Annotated in this window: 11 protein-coding genes; all 11 read left to right on the top strand. The window is 54.8% G+C overall.

Annotated elements, in window-relative coordinates; genetic code table 11:
• The first annotated feature begins 11 nt into the window (after positions 1-11).
• On the top strand, positions 12-2564 hold the full coding sequence (gene mobH, locus JJD74_RS25935; protein ID WP_181086209.1) for a MobH family relaxase: 2553 nt from the start codon (positions 12-14) through the stop codon (positions 2562-2564).
• Positions 2561-4390, top strand: coding sequence for a conjugative transfer system coupling protein TraD (traD, locus tag JJD74_RS25940; protein WP_147811269.1), 1830 nt, complete (start codon positions 2561-2563; stop codon positions 4388-4390). Before mobH ends, traD begins: the two co-directional genes overlap by 4 nt.
• 14 nt (positions 4391-4404) lie before the next feature.
• Positions 4405-4761: a hypothetical protein gene (locus JJD74_RS25945; protein WP_013100898.1), complete on the top strand. Its 357-nt coding sequence runs from the start codon at positions 4405-4407 to the stop codon at positions 4759-4761.
• A complete protein-coding gene (locus tag JJD74_RS25950) occupies positions 4754-5401 on the top strand; it encodes a DUF4400 domain-containing protein (protein WP_102685506.1) in 648 nt (215 codons plus the stop codon). Before JJD74_RS25945 ends, JJD74_RS25950 begins: the two co-directional genes overlap by 8 nt.
• 87 nt (positions 5402-5488) lie before the next feature.
• The gene (locus JJD74_RS25955; RefSeq protein ID WP_102685507.1) at positions 5489-6274 is read left to right on the top strand and encodes a DsbA family protein; all 786 of its coding nucleotides are present in this window, start codon (positions 5489-5491) and stop codon (positions 6272-6274) included.
• On the top strand, positions 6271-6558 hold the full coding sequence (traL, locus tag JJD74_RS25960) for a type IV conjugative transfer system protein TraL (RefSeq protein WP_013100901.1): 288 nt from the start codon (positions 6271-6273) through the stop codon (positions 6556-6558). Before JJD74_RS25955 ends, traL begins: the two co-directional genes overlap by 4 nt.
• Positions 6558-7199, top strand: a complete 642-nt coding sequence (locus tag JJD74_RS25965; protein ID WP_013100902.1) for a TraE/TraK family type IV conjugative transfer system protein — start codon at positions 6558-6560, stop codon at positions 7197-7199. Before traL ends, JJD74_RS25965 begins: the two co-directional genes overlap by 1 nt.
• A 177-nt stretch (positions 7200-7376) precedes the next feature.
• The gene (locus tag JJD74_RS25970; RefSeq protein ID WP_147811270.1) at positions 7377-8417 is read left to right on the top strand and encodes a type-F conjugative transfer system secretin TraK; all 1041 of its coding nucleotides are present in this window, start codon (positions 7377-7379) and stop codon (positions 8415-8417) included.
• Between the two features lie 12 nt (positions 8418-8429).
• A complete protein-coding gene (locus tag JJD74_RS25975; protein WP_147811271.1) occupies positions 8430-9746 on the top strand; it encodes a TraB/VirB10 family protein in 1317 nt (438 codons plus the stop codon).
• 10 nt (positions 9747-9756) lie between these two features.
• Entirely contained in the window at positions 9757-10257 is a 501-nt protein-coding gene (gene traV, locus JJD74_RS25980) for a type IV conjugative transfer system lipoprotein TraV (protein ID WP_181086201.1), read from the top strand.
• Between the two features lie 130 nt (positions 10258-10387).
• A complete protein-coding gene (locus tag JJD74_RS25985; protein WP_181086199.1) occupies positions 10388-17782 on the top strand; it encodes a DUF4165 domain-containing protein in 7395 nt (2464 codons plus the stop codon).
• The last annotated feature ends 146 nt before the right edge of the window (positions 17783-17928 follow it).

The raw sequence follows: 17928 nt of genomic DNA on the forward strand, positions 1-17928 counted from the left end.
CAGCACACAACATGGCCGAGAAGCGTATGCCTCCATTTTCATTCCTGAAACGCCTGTGGCCTCGAAGCGAGCGTGCCCTTACGGACAGCTTCGCGCACCCGGCCGAGCAGATGATTACTCCTGAAATCAAGCGGTACCTGGAGAACCATAACTGGCGAAACCTTCGGTACCCACCTTACCAAGAGGGTTATCCAGGGCTGGTTAGCGGGCAGTGGTTCATGCGCAATTATCAGCACGAGCTGTTCGATCGGATTATTCATTCAGTCGGAATGCCTGCCAGTGACCTCAAGCTCTACGTTGAGCCGATCCTGGTGAATTTCGCCGAATTGGCGCACATGCTGCCGGCGTCGGAGAACCACCATCACTCCGGCCCAGGGGGGTTGCTCCGACATAGCCTTGAGGTCGCCTCGCTCACCCTGGATGGGTGCCTTACGACAGCCTTTGATACAAACGAGACCCCGGCACGGCGAAGCATGCGCCTGCGTCGGTGGTACGTCGCGGGCATCGCGTCAGGGCTGCTACACGACGCAGGGAAGCCTCTCACGGATATTCGCGCCACCGATTTTGAAGGCAACAACCAGTGGATCTACGCGCAGGAAACGCTTCATGACTGGTCTGTGCGCAACAAGTTGACCCGCTATTTCCTGCATTGGAATTCCAATAGGCATGGGAATCACGTTCAGGTCTCTGTAGCGCAAGCAACACGGATCATTCCGCCAGCCGTACAGGCGTGGCTGATTGAAGGTGGCCACGACATCTATGAAGCGCTCCTCGATGCAATTTCCGGGAGCGGAAGCTCGCCTCTGACCGAGTTGGTCAAGTGGGCCGACTCTGCATCCACCAAGCGTGACCTCAATCGAGGCTCGAATAATGGCGGGGGCAATGCAACAGGTGTCCCGGTACCGCGGTTGGTGTCGGATGCAATGCTGCGGTTGCTGAGTGACGGAACCTGGAAGATCAACACGCCTGCCGGCCGCGTATGGGTTGCAACTGATGGCGTCTACATCGCTTGGAACCAGGGTGCCGAGGAGATTGTGAGCATGCTGGTCGGTGATGGGGTTGTGGCCATCCCGCGATCACCTGACACGCTAATTGGTACCTTGGTAGAGCACGGGATAGCAGAGAGAGCCCCAAACGGCGACCTGTACTGGCTGGTTACGCCTCACCTTCTGCGCAAGAACGGCAAAGGCCCGGCGCTGCGCTGCATGAAGCTTGTGAATCCGGACATCCTTTTTCCAACCACACCGATTCCGCCGCCAGTTTCCATCAGCCTTGGGAAGGAGGGAAAGCAGAAGGATGTCATTGCTCCTAACGATACGGCTGGCGCAGCAGCGAACGCGCTGAGTGAACATCAGGAAGACCTATTTGGGGCTGATCTGACTGGGGACTCGAGCGGGGATACTGACGCTGATTCGCTGCCTACACCTTCTAAAGAATCCGCATCGTCGAAGCCAGCAAGAAAGAAAAAAGCGGCTCCAAGGCAAGCAGCTCCGGTACCAACAACCGCCTCTTCAGGGGTTAGCCTCAAACAAGCGCAGAATCCCGCCGAAGAGGCCCCAGTTGGTGTGGAGTCAGCGCCGGCAGCTGACGATACGGCTGCAATTGCTTCCTCCCAACCAGAGGAAGCTTTGGATGCTGAGGAGGAGGAAGAAGCACCTCAGGAGCCACCTGCCAGCCTTGAGGAAATGCTGCTTTTCTTGAGTCCCCATTCCCCGGCGGCTGAGCCCCCTCAAGAAGAACCACTCCCGGCCGCTGAGGCTGAAAGTAGCACCGAGCCCTCTGACGCTGATGCCCAAGTCGGATCAGAGCAAGGGGCGCAGGAACTGTTGCCTCGCCAGGAAAAGATTTCCCTCAACTCCATCATGGGGCAAGGCAAACGCACGCCTAAAACTACGCCTCCGTTGGAATCGAAGAAGCAGAAAGTTGGAGAAGCCGGCCCTGTGGCAAATGAGGTCCCAGGCGCTGGCAGTATCCTGCCAGCGGATGTCGTGTCGAAGCTCACAGCGCACGAATGCTACCTGTTGGAACAACAACCTGAGCTTGCCCAAAAGCTCATCACCGCGACTCAAGACCCCGAGAACGCGGCATTAGCAAGAAACAAGGTATTCGTTCGACTGGGAAAATCTTCGTTCCTTGCTGAAGACATCCACCCGCTCGTCCATGCGGGCTGGTTGTGGCAGGACATTACGGTCGAAGGGCCTGCTCTGACCCGCACGCTACAGTCCCGTGAAGGCTTCATGCTCACCGCCGACTACAGCGTCATCTACTGCAAGTTAGCGGAGCTGGACTGGGCTATTCCTCACATATCCCGGCTTCGCGAGGCCGACATCCCAAGCCTCGAGCAAGCTGTGAAGTCGCTGATCGAGAAGGCCGTACTTGAGGAAATAGGCGGGTCGCCTGTGCTCAGCCTCACAACCTACATGCTCACGAATGTCGCTGAGCAGTTCGGTATCACATCAACATCCCTAGAGAACGCAGTGTTCTGCTTCCGCGATGCCGTCAAGGTTGCCAAGCGCAGAAAAATCTTCGTTCGCCCCCTTTACGAGGAGCTTCCCAAAAAATGAGTGAATGGGACTACACCAGTTACTGGCGGAAAAACTACGAGGCGCGGGAAGCTGTTGCGTGGGGTTCGTCCATGCTTGCCGGCACCGCCGTTCAACTGATGACGGAGATGCCGGTAACCCCATACCTGATCACGCTTGGCGTGCAGGCTGGATTCGCCCTGGCGGCCATACCAAGGGCACTCCGCGTTCATAGGGCAAAAGCATGTCTCGTTGGAGCAGATCTCTCCTTCATCACCTTGGAGGAGGTGATGGAGCTGGTAAAGAGACACCCTCACGAGTTCTATTTCGGCGAGGCTTTCCCTTGGCGGCAGCGGCACGGCCAGTACGCATTCGAGCTCCAGGCGATGGATATCGAGGCCATTATCGGTAAGCGTGGCCGCCGCAACGCTGATGTTAAGGGTACGAAATGGATACACGGGATCGGCATGGATGAGGAGGAGCCATGTTTCCGGCCAGCAGACCAGCGTTCGATCCACCACCTCGTACTGGGCACAACAGGGGCCGGTAAGACCCGCTGGTTCGACCTGGCCATATCCCAGTGTATCGCTCGTGGTGAACCGGTGATCGTGATCGATCCGAAAGGCGATAAAGGGCTAGCCGAAACATGTGAGCGGACATGCAAGGCGATGGGGAAGGCCAGCCTGTTCAAATATTTCCACCCTGCGCATCCTGACAAGTCGGTTCGTTTGTCTTTGACCAAGAACTACGGCCGCGCAACTGAAGTTGCCTCCCGTGTCGCAGTGCTGATGAAAAGCGAAGCCGGCGATCCGTTCCAAGCCTTTGCGCAGATGTCCTTGAACAGCGTGATTCAAGCCATGTTGATCTGCAACATCCTGCCCACCCTTGTCGGCCTCAGGAGAACCCTTGAGGGGGATGTTCCTGGGCTGACAATCAAGGTGGTCATGGCCTTCGGTTCAAAGGTCTTCGGTGAAGATGAATTCGCGAGAATGGCCGAATCAGCAATTCTTTCAGCCAAGGTTCGGAACATCGAAGAAAAGGCGAAGGTATTGCGGAAGGTCTACTACAACGACATCGCGAAAGTGGAAGCCAATACCGATCTGGAAGGCCTGCTCACCATGCTCGAGCACGAGCGATCGCACTTCAGCAAGATGATTGCTGGCCTTCTTCCAATCCTGGTGATGCTTACCTCCGGTGAAATGGGGCCGCTGCTTTCCCCGCACACCGACGATGAAGACCCGCGCCGAATCAGTGACTTGAACTCTGTCATCAACGCCGACCAGGTTCTTTACCTGGGCCTCGACTCGCTTGCTGACTCAATGGTGGGCTCAACCATCGGCTCGCTGGCGCTGGCCGATCTGGCATCGACCGCAGGCGAGATCTACAACCACAGGTTGCCCAAGCCGGTGAACATCTTTGTCGACGAGGCTGCTGAGGTGATCAATGACCAGCTCATCCAGCTGCTGAACAAGGGCCGCGGCGCAGGAATAAATCTCTACATCGCAACCCAGACCATCGCCGACTTCAAGGCCCGCATGGGTGACGAAGCCAAGGCCATGCAGGTTCTGGGGAACGCGAACAACATCATCTGCCTCCGCATCCTTGATACCGATACGCAGGAGTTCGTGGCGAAAAAGATGACGCCAACTCGCTACAAATACGTCATGCGTACTCAGGGCAACTCGGCAGGTGAAGGCGGGGTGGTGCAGGGCGGGAATGTTGGTGAGCGCCTTATGCAAGAGGAGGGCGAGCGCTTCCCAACAGCGCTCCTCGGCGAGCTACCAGACCTCGAATATCTCGCAGTGTTTGCGGGCGGCGATATCCGCAAGGGGCGACTGCCCATCCTCACCGGCCCGACTGCCAACTGATTCCGGAGCAAAAAATGACTGTCTCGATTCCACTAGAAATTCAGAGGCTCACTGGCCTGGATGAGGCCTCAACAACTCGACTGCGCACGTTTGACCTGGAATGGCGTTGTGGCACGCAATTCATCTTCAAGATGCTTGAGGCGGGCCATAAACCCGAGGTAATTGGTGCGGCCCTGATTGATGTGCTGGTGGCCTACCAGCGTATGTGTCGGGAGGGCATCAGCGACTTCATTCGGCTCCGGGTGGTGCTCGGCCACATCCTCCAGATCCTCACGAGCTACGGCAACGCCCCTGCACCGGATGATGTTGTCTTGTGGTGCGAAACAACCAATGTCCCGCAACCTATCCGGGAGTTCCTGATCAATGGCTGAGATGCTTGAAGAAAAGTGGCCAAAGGGCGTTATGGCCTCTATAGCGTTCTTCTTCGTCCTGATCCTGATGCTGGCAACCGTTGCGCCGAACAAGCTGGTGGATACGGTAATGCTGAAAGAGCGGAAATGGGGCATCGAACTGCTTGGCGATTCCGACATGGATAAGGTGCTTGAAAAGACCAATCGCTACTACTCGGCACTTGTCATCGACTCCGGGGCAAAAAAGGTTGTCTCCGACATGCTGATGCCTCGAGGCGGCACCGTGGATGCCTTCGAAAAGAACGTGGATTGGTGGTTTCGGTATCTTGAGTCCCGAGGTGAGGCCGTCCAGAAAATCATCTACCAGATGGTTTACCGGATCGTTTTAACGCTTTACTGGCTGCCACTGCTGATCGCGGTTCTGGTGCCGGCCATTTACGCCGGCTGGATGCGCTGGAATGCCAAGCGGCATGGATTCGACTACTCATCACCGTTCTTGAATAACAACGCCGCGATCGTCCTGTCATGGGGCGGAATGCTCATCGTGCTCAGCGTGTTGATGCCTCTACCTTTACCGCCGCTCGTTATCTCAACCTTCATCGTCATCATGCTGCCTGTCGTGCTGTCCGTGCTGATCAGCAACCTGCCAAAGCGCATTTGAATTCTGACCATAAAACCGCCTGAAAACGGAACTTTCAGGCTGCGTTTATCCGCAGAATGCCCCTAACACCACGACAGGCTGACCCTTATGGCAACGAAAACAACACCCTCGAAAACGATCCCTTTTGCTATTGCTATCACAGCCCTTGCCACCGCTCTGGTAGTTGGCTCGTACTACCACTTCACCACCATGAGCCAGCTACAAGGCCAAGTCAAAAGCCTCGAGGGTGAATTGTCTGTTGCGAAAGCACAGGCAGTTGACCCCGCCGCGATCCAAGAGATTGTCGATAACCTCAAACAGCTTCCAGAAGATGATATCCCCGCAGCTCCGGACAACTGGATCTATGGCTCTTCATCTGCTCGGTACACGCTCGTCGAGATGACGGATACGGAATGCCCTTACTGCCGCGATCACTTCCCCCTGCTGAAAGCGCTTATCGAGTCTTCGGCTGGACAAATCAATGCCGCGATTCTCCATGTCCCAGCCCTTGGAGAGGCCTCCCGGCGACAAGCCCTGGCCATCGAGTGTGCTGGTGAGCAAGGTGGCTCAGATGCTGCCTGGAAGTACACCCAGACGGTGTTCGATAAAACCGGTGGCAACGGCAAGGGAGTTTCGGAATCGCTCGTGTCTCTTGCGACCGATCTTGGCCTGGATGGGAAGCGCTTTGCAGCCTGCACAGACTCGAAGCAGGCCATCGAGCGAGTAACTGGCGATCTCGATCAAGCCATTAAGCTTGGCATCCAACAGACCCCTTCGACTCTGCTCCTGGACAACCAGACAGGTATGTCGATGGTCCTCCAAGGTGCTAACGCTAGTCATGAAGGCATCCTCAAAGCGATAGCCAGCCTCAGCAAAGCAGGGGGTGGCAAGTGAGTGAGCCAATCAAAATCCCGGCATACATCGACCAGCCGCCGCACGTGATGTTTTGGCGTTTGGATGAGGTCATGCCGATAGGGATCGGTTTGGTTGCAGGCGTTCTTCTGGCACAGCTGATTCTTTGCACAGTGGTAGGTCTTCTGCTCGCCCGCTTCTATCGGCGCTTCTGCGACAACCGCCCTGACGGCTATCTGCTTCACGCTATTTACTGGCACTGGGGAGCTATTGGCCGGAAGAGTGTGCGATCCATGCCCAATTCCTACGAGAGAGAGTTCGTCTGATGCTTTTTAAGTCGCTTAGCAATTCGTTCGATGGCATGCGGGGAGAAAATCAGTTCTTGCGCATTGCCGTTGCAGGCCTTGTATTGAGCAATCTGCTGGTGTCTTGCTCTGCTCTCAACAAGGATGAAGTGGTCACTGTGATACCGCCTACCCTGACTGAGACCGCCTGGGTCAGTAAAACGCAAAGTTCCGGGGAGTACGCCGACGCATGGGCTCTTTACATCGCAATGATGCTAGGCAACGTTACCCCGCATAATGCCTCTGTCGTAAAAGACGCCCTGGGGCCTATCCTCGACAAGTCGATCTATCAAGATACGATGAAGGTTCTCGATACTCAGATTCATCAGATCCGCCAGGATCGAGTGACCCTGAGCTTCGAGCCGCAGAAAGTGCTCCGCGATAACCTCAACGAGAACAAGTTCTACGTTACTGGTCGCTCCGTAAGCGAAGGGCCGGCGGGCGACAAAAAGCGTAGCAACCGAACCTATGAGTTCGAGCTTATGATCAAAGACTACAAGCCTGTACTGAGTTGGGTTAGTACGAACTCTGGGGATGCTCGAACCCAGGATGTGGTTGATCGCGAGAACAGCAAGGCTGAGAAACAAGCAGAGCGCGAGAAGAGAAAGAATCAGCAGCGCTAAGCTGAGGCGAAAGAAGCCCATGTCAATGTCTTTGGCATGGGTTTTTTGTTGGTATCGCGAGTCCGCGGCTACAAAAAATACCCCTCCGTTTTCAGACGCAAAAGCTGCTTGAAAACGCAACTCAAGCGGCTGAATGGCCTCCAGAATTGACGACATCTCAGAGCAGAGGTCGTCTCGATGTCACTTCCAGTTTCCCTCCATTTCTTCAAGCCAGCTGCGCTCGTAATGGCTATGGCTGCCGTAATGCCTGCTATTGCGCAGGAGCAGATCCAGATTCCAGGCATGAACATGCCAGTTGCAGCCAGCACGCAGCCTCAAGCGGTTGCCAAGCCTACACCTTCTCCTGAGAGCGTTCCTGAACGACAGGAAGATCCTCAGGAGGAAAAGAAACCACGTTTGGTTGCCATTACTCCCGGCTCTGCTGAAAACCCCAGCGTGCCTGCCAGCGTTGTGAAGAAGCCCACACCTGTTCAGCCCGTCGAGTCTCGTCAGGATGTGGTCGTTGCAAGCGGCACAAACACCCTGATTCCGATCAGCAGAGGCCAAATCAACCGTCTGGTTACGCCGTTCGATAACCCTCATATCCAGACGGTAAGTGAGGCTGAAATTTCTACAAGCGGAAACGTCATCTACGTCACGACTCAGGATGAGAAGCCGGTGACCATGTTTGTCACCCCTGAGGACGATGAGTCTGTCGCCATCTCCCTGACGTTGCTGCCTCAAGGCGTGCCTCCCATCCAGGCGAACCTGATCTTGGCAAAAAACGTACAAGGGCTGGCGAGCGGAATGCCAATCACCTCGTCGACGAACTACAGCGGCCAGGCGCGGAAGTGGGAGCGCTCTCAGCCCTATATGGACACTCTTCGCTCCCTGATGCGCGAGATGGCGCTAGGCAAGTTGCCGCGTGGATACAGCTTCGGTGCGCTTACCAGCGGCAACAAGATCCCCGCCTGTGCGCAGCCAAGCCTCAGCTTCGATTTCAGCAAGTCGCAGTTGATCGAGGGCCATGACTTCCGAGTCTTCGTGGCCACCGCCGAGAACGTGTCGGCCAGAACCGTTGAGTTCGATCACGGCTCCTGCACGCACCCTCACCGAGCAGCTGTAAGCGCATGGCCAGATGAGGTGCTTGAACCTGGTCAGAAAACAGAAGTGTTTGTAGTCACGCGGGTTCCGACTGAAGTACCGCAAAGCTCCACTCGTCCAAGCCTGTTGCAGTAAGGGGAACCATCAGTGAAAGCGATTCAGCAATTCCTCGAAAAACTCACGCCCAGAGGCAAGCTGATGCTTGCCATCGGTGGGACGGTTCTGGTCGTCGGTACTATCGTTGGCGTCGCCATGAACGCGGCGAGCCCCGAGCGCAAAGCGCGCGCAGCGGCAAAACCACAGGTAGAGGCCATCCTCACCGATGAAGACCCACGTGCGTTGGGCTTGGACTCCATCGCCAGCCAATTGCGACAGCTACAGGCGCAGCAAAACCGCCTTGAGCGAGTGATGGGACAGAAAGAAAAGGACGTTCAGCTCAAAAATACGCAAGAAAAAGTGAGCGGTCTGGAGCAAGAACTCCAGCTGCTTCAGCAGGAGCTGGCGCGGGTTGGACGCGAAAAGAAAGGCACTGGTGAGGGTAGTGATACCTCGTCGAGTAGTTCGACAGCCACCCAGGCGAGATCCCCTATCCCCCCTCGTGAATCAGCATTCATCAACAAAGCAACGAGCTCGCCAGCAGATCTGACTGACGTTTATTCGAACCTTCCACCTGAGCAACCGGAAGACCCCAAATCACGATCAAGCGAGAAAAAGGAAACGCCTAAGATCCGGGTGATAAAGGGCAAGGAAGACGAGGGGAAGAGCGACAAGCCTGAGGAGCTTTCTGTGACCCTGCCCGCTGGATCGATCCTGTCTGGCGTTTTGGTCACAGGTATGGACGCGCCAACTGGAAAGCAGGCACAGCGCGACCCCTTCCCGAGCCTGATCCGCATCAAGAACGAAGCAATCCTTCCTAACCGCTTCAGGGCTGACTTTCGCGAATGCTTTCTGATCGCCGGCGGCTGGGGTGACCTCAGCTCGGAAAGAGCCTATTTGCGAGCGGAGCGCCTGTCGTGCGTACGCAATGATGGTTCGGTGCTGGAGTCCAGCCTGGAGGCTTACGCAACAGGCGAGGATGGGAAGGCAGGCATCCGCGGCCGTCTAGTCAGCAAGCAGGGCCAAATCCTCGCAAGAAGCCTTATGGCTGGCTTCATGCAGGGGGTCGCAAGCGCGTTCAACGTTCAAAAGGTACCGACAATCAACGTCACTCGCGCTGGCGATAACGGCGACACCGTTGCTCCTGTTTACGAGCAGGCATTCGATAGCAACGCACTTCAGTCGGCCGGTTTCAGCGGGGCTGGCACGGCTCTTGAGCGAATTGCCGACTTCTATCTCGAAATGGCTGAAAGCATCTTCCCTGTTATTGAAATCGATGCAATGCGCGATGTTGACTTTATCGTCAACAAAGGCATGACCGTTAAGTTCAATGCAGCAACTCTAAAAGTTAATGACGTAAACAATTAAGGGAATCGTGATGATTAAGCAATTTATCCTTGTATGCGCAATTACTGCATTGACTACCGGCTGCACGAATCTTCTTAACGTAGGCTCAAGTGAGTACGCCTGTAAAGGCATGCCAAATGGCGTTACTTGCATGTCCGCGAAAGATGTTTATTCGGCAACTGAAGGTGATGACTACAAAACCCAACTGAAGCAAGAGCAAGAAAGCGTTGAGGCCGACAGTGGTAAATCAACAGGAACCGGCTCAACTCGCGTGCTTATCGCTGAGGGGTCGGACAACGCCCCAATGCCGATGAGAGCAAGAAATCCTCTTCCGATCCGCTCGCAGGCTGTAGTCATGCGTATTGCAGTTGATCCGTGGGAGGATGAGAAAGGCGATTTGTATGTTCCAGGCTTCATTTATACCGAGGTAGAAGCGCGTCGTTGGGAGATCGGTGCACGAACCCCCCAGGCAACACCAACCTTGCGTCCCCTCACAATCGTTCAACCGCCACAGGCTAATTCTGCCAAGTAGAACATTAAACGAAATGTCGGCGGTTGAGCAGAAATGCGCCTTGCGAAAGCAGGCGCATTTGGTCGTTTCAAGACCTAACAAAACATACTCTAAGGTTTCGCTTGCCAACGCGAGTTAAAGGAGTTCCACGATGGGTACGACAAAGACCCGAGGGCCATCGTTCCTCAATAAAGTGAGTGGTGCGCTTCTGGGCGCTATCGCTTTGGCAATTGTGCCAATCAATGGTGCGTATGCCGATCTTGTTAAATACGGCTATACGAACAGTGCAGGGGTTCAAACCAATACGGAGCCAGGCACAGGGTTTATCAACCCATCCACTGGCATATCGTTCATGGTAAGCGGTGGTATTGACCGAAAACTGCGCATAGCGGTGACTGCTAACGGTGCCGCCACACCTGTCTTCGTAAAGGAAAGCACCAAGGTGCTTGGGGCTAGCGACGTTATTTCTTACAACGGTGAGAACTACTATGCCGAGGAGTTTGTCAGTCCGAAGCTACCGGATGGACGCTACACCGTAAAAACAGAAATTCTGTCCAGCGCTGGGGCTGTTGTTCAAACTGAAAACGTTCCCCTCGTTATTGATACCGCTGGCCCAATAGCTGGGACATTTGCCCCGCGCCCATATACATGGGGCGATCCCGTTCTCACTGGCGAAGTTTGGAAGCTCGGCCTTGCAGCAATCGATGCTTTGACATATTCGAGCTTCGTCTTGGACGGTTTCTCTGACCCGTCGGGAATTAGCAAGGTTACCGCTAAAGTCTATAGGGAGTCTGGTGCTCTGTATAAAGAGCATAATGTTCTGTTTTCTGAGGAAAGCAAAACAGCCTCGATTCAGTACAGGACAGACTTCTTCCCTGACTCAGACTTGGATGAGGTTTTCGGGCTTGAGTTTGTTGTCACCGACAAGGCTGGCAACTCTACGGTAACCAAGCGTCAGAAGGTAATGTTTGACAACATTGCCAACGCACCAACTGAGCCGTTTGGTGTGTATGACCCAAGTGTATCAACTACTCTCGCGCCAGGCCTAAAGGGGTTTGTTCCCTATGTCGCCGGATCTTATGTCAAAACTAATCCGATACGGCTTGCATGGAGAATCCCAAAGAGCAACTGGCACACCTACCGACAAGGGGGTATACGCTTCACAAACAGTTTTGGAGAGAACCAGATTGTTGGCGAGGATTCGGCCTATGTTTACCTTGTCGGGTCGCTTCCATATCGAGCAGAAGACGTTAACTACATCAGGTTCTATAACTTTGGCGAGTGGGGCACGCGAGGAACTATCCATTACGATTTAGTATTGCATCCGTCTGCCCCTAAAACGCCCGTAATAAGCCGTATCGAATATTACTTTAGCGACAAAGGCTGGATGAGATATTCGCCCAGGGTAGTCACGCCTCAGGAGTTACCTGTCACCGTCTCGAAAGTTCGGTATACCGTCGAGGCGCGACCTTTTGACCAAGTGGCTACTCACATGGGCACTTGTACTATTCCTGCCGGGCAGACCCAATGCGAAATCGCAGTCAACGTCCCGCTGAGCAAAGGCACATCTGGATATCTTCACGATCAAGGCGTGCTGAGAAGTGCAGACGGCACGTTGAGTGCAACCGGCCAATGGGCGGACGTCTGGTGGAACGACCTGTATCTGCCAGTCCTGTCTTATACCTATAACTCTTCGGAGATGATACTGACTCTCAAAGTCAGACAACCGCAGCAAGGCGCGTATCAAGACGCTCTTCGTCACAATACGGCATGGCTTGAAAACACTAGCGGAACAGCACTGAGCGTTACCAAAAAACTCACATCGTCATCTGGTGAATATTTTGAATACGAGTTCGATCTGAAAACCCTGCCTGAAGGCTCCCATGATCTGGTTGGTGTTGCTAGCGAAAATCTAGGCGCAATAACAAAGCTACCACTTTTCAAGTTTCAGAGCGATCGGACAAAGCCAGTTGTTACGGTAAGCAAGGGTGTGAGTGATTCTATTGATACACTCGACAAAATCACCTTTACGGTAACTGACAATAAAGACCCCGCACCAAAGATTACATCGATTAGCTTGACTGGGGGGCCGGCTAACGAATCTATTGCTCTTTCGTTCCGCAAGCTCAATGCTACTACCTATGGCCTTGAGTACCCGATCCTATTCCCGTCCTTAACGGCTGGAGAGAGTTATACGCTCAGAGTCAATGCGCAGGACTCACAACAGAACAAGGGTGTTGGCTCAACCACGTTCCTCTACAGCCCTAAGATGGCTGGGATCGTTGGTCATGTAAATGGTCTCGTTAATATCCCTGCGGTGCCAAAAGAGTTCAATCGTAACGATGGCTCTGTGGTGATAAACAGCGAACAGCTAAAGCTTGCGGACGGTACGCCAGTTTCTGGTGTTTATGATCTGCTGGCAACGCTCAGGTCTGACGCAGCAACACCCCTAAAGATTGGCGGTGTTCTCGTCAATCCGGGGGCAACAGTAACGATTAGCCAACTCAACTTCACTAGTACCGGCGGTAAGATATCGCTACCTGTTGTTCCGGTAACTCAGGGAGCTACCGGAAGTAATGGTGTGATCATTTCTACCTCCGCGCCGAATGCTCCTGTGGTGTACGCCGATATCAATACCTGGATGCCCAAGGTCACGCTTGGCATCAACAATAAAAATCCTGTACAGGCAATGACTGACACCACGGTAAAGTTGTCCGCTTCGGCTAGCAGCATTTGCCCTCTAACGACATCTTCCGCGGTGGCAAGGTCTGCCGATCCCATCAAGTCGCCCATCTGCTTGCTTGAGTGGACGAGCATTCCCCGAGGCCTTCAGCAAGTAGAGGTTTCTGGTGCACCGCACCCGGTCACTCAGCTGACAGGGCGAGTCCTCGACGCAGGCCAGCAGAAGGTCGCTTATTCCCTCTATGTATTCAACAAGGGTACGGAAAAGGTACTGCTGAGCAGCGGTGAGGAAATACTGAGCGTCAAAGCTGCGACCGGCTCAACAACCTTCATCCAATCGCTGCATGAGAAAAGTGTTACTCGTGCGATTGAGACTGCATCCGTCACCATGACGCAGCGCTCGGGCCCAACGTGTTCGATCACTGGTGATGACGCAGCGGCAAAGAGTGCTGGCATGAGCGGCGGTGCCTTGAAGTGCTTGATTGAGTTCTCGGTCATCCCGAAAGACCTGAGCATCAAAGCGCTCGATCCTCTTGAGTTGACCGGCGTTTTCACTCGTTCCGGGAAGTATCCGATCCGCTGGACGGCTAGCGTCTACGACACCACCGGGAAAAAGATCACCCTCGAAGAGGGACAATCGCTCATTCAGGTAATAGAGCCGCCTGTAACAACGAAACTGACGGTCAGCGTCAACGAAAGCTCATCGGTGGACGCAACTCCGGTAGAGGATTTCCCTGCGGCGTGGGAGAAGAAAACCTATTCAGTTCTGTCGAGCCCGTCCCAGGGCGCTGTAGTCGCGACCCCTACCGGCTTCACCTACACCCCGAACACTGGATACGTTGGCCCCGATGAGTTCAGGTACCGCGTGCAGGACGTGTCAGGGATGAGGGCTGAAGCGACCGCGGTTGTGAATGTCGCGAAGTTCAATTACGCCCCTACCTGGACGGGAGTAACCATTCAGGCTCGCGAAGGTCAAGTGAGTGACCAAGTTGATCCTGAGGTGCATGACATCAATCTATGGGACAGCCATACGTTCAAGATCCTCACGAACCCGACGCACGGGACTGTCCGTGTGTTCTATGGCCGTATGGAGTACACCCCTAATCCGGGTTTCTATGGGGAAGATTCGTTCACTTTCAGCGCCACGGACCAGGAAGGGCTCAGCGTGGAGGGAGAGGGGAAGGTCACTGTTACTCAGTTCAATTTTGCACCAACAGGTATCACCCCCTCGACAGTGAAGATGTATGCAGGAATCGGTGGAACGGCCGATCTGAAAGTGATCGATCCGAACAACTGGGGATCGCACACCTTGCAAGTCGTCAAACAGCCAGCACATGGCCACGTGACGGTGGAGGGAATGAGCATCACCTATAAGACCGATGGCCAGGCTGAAACCTCAGTACAGATTCGTGCCATTGACCAGGATGGCCTCTATGTCGATCAAGATGTTGTGCTGAAGCTTTTGCCGGCGTGGGAGATGTTCAAAGACCGCGAAGTTCAGCCTACCTCAGTGGCCCCGAGCATCCCGGCCGTGAAGCACCAAATGACAACCCGCTTGGGTGGCTATGCGCTCCGAATTCCCGACCAGGAAGTGATTCAGGCTCTCGGCGGCGAGATCATCGCCATCGTCACGCCTGATTCGAAGGTTGGGGTGACACTGGAGCATCGTGAGCTTTCTCAAGGCACCGGTATGCGTCTGGTACCTACGAAAATGACTGCCGATCTGCTGGAGGCCCGTTTAGGTGGCCTGGATGTTGGGGTCGATGGCCAGGCGCTGGTCTATCTAAGTCGCGCCGATATGGCCGGCCCTGTCTATTCCGTGCCGGTAACCGTATGGGCTCCGGAGGGCGTACTGACGGCTGATACATGGGAGATTCTGCAAGCGTCCGGCCGGGCTCAAATCAGCTTCAGCCCGAGCAATGGGGCATGCAGCATCTTGACCAGCGAAACTGTCGCGAAGCCGAAAAATGCACTTCAGGATCGTGCTTGCTACGTCACTTGGACGAAAACGCCCGATGAATGGCGCAACGCTAGTAGCTTGGCCAACCTGATGATGGATGCCGGCGGGAGTTCGTTGGGTAACCAGGCTATCGAGGCTACCGCGTATGTGTTTGACCCTAGCGGCGTGAAGCACAAGGTTGCGAGCTTCGCTCGTGACCTGAAGATCCTTCCGGTTGCAGATCAGATCCGCTTTGGCCTGAAGCCTGCACCGGCAGAGGCCTATCAGAAGGTGCAGCAACTTTCCTTGTTGCTCCGTCACACCGATGGCCCTGTGTGTGATGCAACGGCGAATGAAGGCGTTGCGAAAAAGACGGCTCAGCAATGGTCGAGCCGCCCATCGTGCCTTATCCGTTGGATGCAGATGCCAGAAGGCATGGCCCAGCAGCGCAACACCGTCACGCCACTCGCGGAAGGAACAATGACCCTGCTTGGAGCGAACAACATCTCCTGGAAGGCATCCATGTTTACGCCGAGTGGTCAGGAAATCGATATTGGCTACGGGGAGCACACCGTAAACGTGATCGAGCCGCCGGCGATCGAAATCGATATGCCGGCAAGCAACCTGGTGAAAGAGGGGCTGTATTCAGTCTCACAACTCGGCGGCTATGTTGGGAGCGCATCAGTTACTGCAATCGCAGCCTCCTTGGACGTGGCGATCAACAGGGCAGATGCAGTGATCGAACGGTCTACGATTCCGAGTTACGGTCGTGCCCAGCGGTTTACGCGCTACATCGAGGGAGCCGAGGCTCCCCTGTGGAGCGTAACGCCTTACTCCGTTGACGTTGGATACACCGCGTTGCCAGAGATGAGGACGACCAAAACCGCGTCACTCCTGGCGGTGCCTCACGACAAAATTCTCCCTGTCATTCTCAACGACGAAAGAACTGTCCTGGATACGGTCAGCCTTCCAATCCGCGTGGCCATCAAAGACACCCGTTACATGGAGGATGCATATCGGCTGAGCAGCATGGGCGACTGGGATATTCGCCTGCTTTCGACAACCGCCGGAGTGAACTATGAGCCGATGACAAATTGGGAGCCCATCGACGAGAACGGTGAAGTTGAGTTTGAGATCGATCTGCAATCGCTGACGAACAAGGCGGTTCGCATTATTGCTGAAGCGCGTGTTCGCTCTCCTGTGCCGGAATACGAGCTGATTCGGGAGTCGGGCTCGCCAATGGTGCTTTCCGTTCTCAACGGCGAATCTCTCGATGGTTCAATCCAGGCATTGCGGGTTATCGGCCCAGCTCCTCTTCGCAGCAGCTTCTACGCCGTCACCAACGATCGCTACCAGTCAGGAGACCTTGGTGGCGTGCGCTGGGAAATGAGCAAGGACGGCGGTGTGACGTGGGAGGACGTTGAGGCCAATGCGAAGCTGCCGCAACGGCTCAGCATGGTCTTTCAGCGGGGTACATATCTTCTGAGGGCAGAGTTGACGAACCGCCATAGCGGCGCGAAATCCATGACCCCTACCGTTGAAGTTATTGCCTATGTCGTCCCCGTTGCCCGCCTTAAAGGCCCAGCAAACGTGTTTATTGGCGATAGCGGTACGTTCACGCTCACTGACCTCAAAGGTAATGCGCTCGATACGACCGGAATGGTTGTGGAATGGTCGGAGGATCGCGGTAAAACCTGGGCCGCAGGGGAAGGCTCCTACCGACTGAGCCGCAACTCTGCTGATCGTGTGTACCTCACGGCCAGGCTGAAATACTCAGACTCACCAGAGGATAAGCGCGTCTACAAAACCCTCCGTGCAGGCGTTGCGTTTAGACCTGTCCGGCCGCCTCGTGTCCAGATCATCGGGCCGCGCCGTCCTGAGGTAGGAAAGGAAGCTACCTGGGTCGCCAACTTGATGATGCCGTACCCGAAAATGGATATGACAATGGATGGTGAGTTCATCCTGCCTGACGGCACAGTCGTCGACTCCACTGAGGTGAAGTACACCCCAACTCGGGAGGACATGGAGAAAGAAGAGAGCTACATCAGCGTCCGATCTTGGATCAATGGGTATGAGGATCGAGGCGGTTTGGGCCTAACTCAGCACCGTCTTATTTTCTGGTCGTACGACTGGCCTGAGTGGAAGATCAACACCAAATACTCAGCCAAGTATGCGCCGGCAGACTTGACCATGACGGCTCGCTCTCTTGGCTTGTTCCGAGAGTTCGAGGGCTTGACCATCGAGTGGGATATCCCACCTTACGCCGGCCTCGAAATGATCAAGGACTCCAGCCAGACCAGTCGCATCGTTCGACTGACTGAGCCGGGGATCTACACATTCGGTGCTCATATCACCGACTCGCGGGGCAACTACAGCTATGCCGAAACAGAGATGGAGTTTTTGGAGCCAATTCCGTGGGATGTGAAATTGTCCTGGAGTGGGGATAACGACGCGAATCGTGCCCCGCTGGGCGTTCTGATCCGACCATCAATCACCGGCGGGCATCCCAAGGACCAGATACTCAGCAAAACGTTCAGTCTCAACGGGGAGACGCTATCAAGCTCAGGGGACTATGGGCGAGCGACCCTTGAAGAGGAGGGCGTGTATACGGTGAAACTGGATGTTGCCAGCGCAATGGGGCACACAGCAACAGGCCAGGTTGATATCTCGGTGGCAAGGAATAAGCCCCCGGTCTGCAAGCTGGAGCTTGTGGTAGGTCGAACCTCCTGGCTGGCAAAAGCCGTTTGTACTGATGAAGATGGCCGCATGGCCAAAAACCTTTGGTTCATCAATGGTGAGCAGCAGGCTCTCAGCTCAAACAGCATCTCTGTGCCAATGTGGCGTTATCCAGATGGCGAGCCGGTAATTACGCTGGTAGGTATCGATAACTCCGGCGCGGAATCGCCTCCAGTCTCCAACAAGTAAAAGAGAAGGGCCGCACACTGCTCTTTATAGCAAATACTGTGTAATTGAGTGAATGAGTGAACAAAAGCCCCGCAACAGCGGGGCTTTGCCTTTCTGGTGGAAATTACACACTGTGTAATTCAGTGTGTAATCTGACATTGGCGACA

Source organism: Pseudomonas sp. MF6776, from assembly GCF_016613125.1.
GTDB lineage: Bacteria > Pseudomonadota > Gammaproteobacteria > Pseudomonadales > Pseudomonadaceae > Aquipseudomonas > Aquipseudomonas iridis.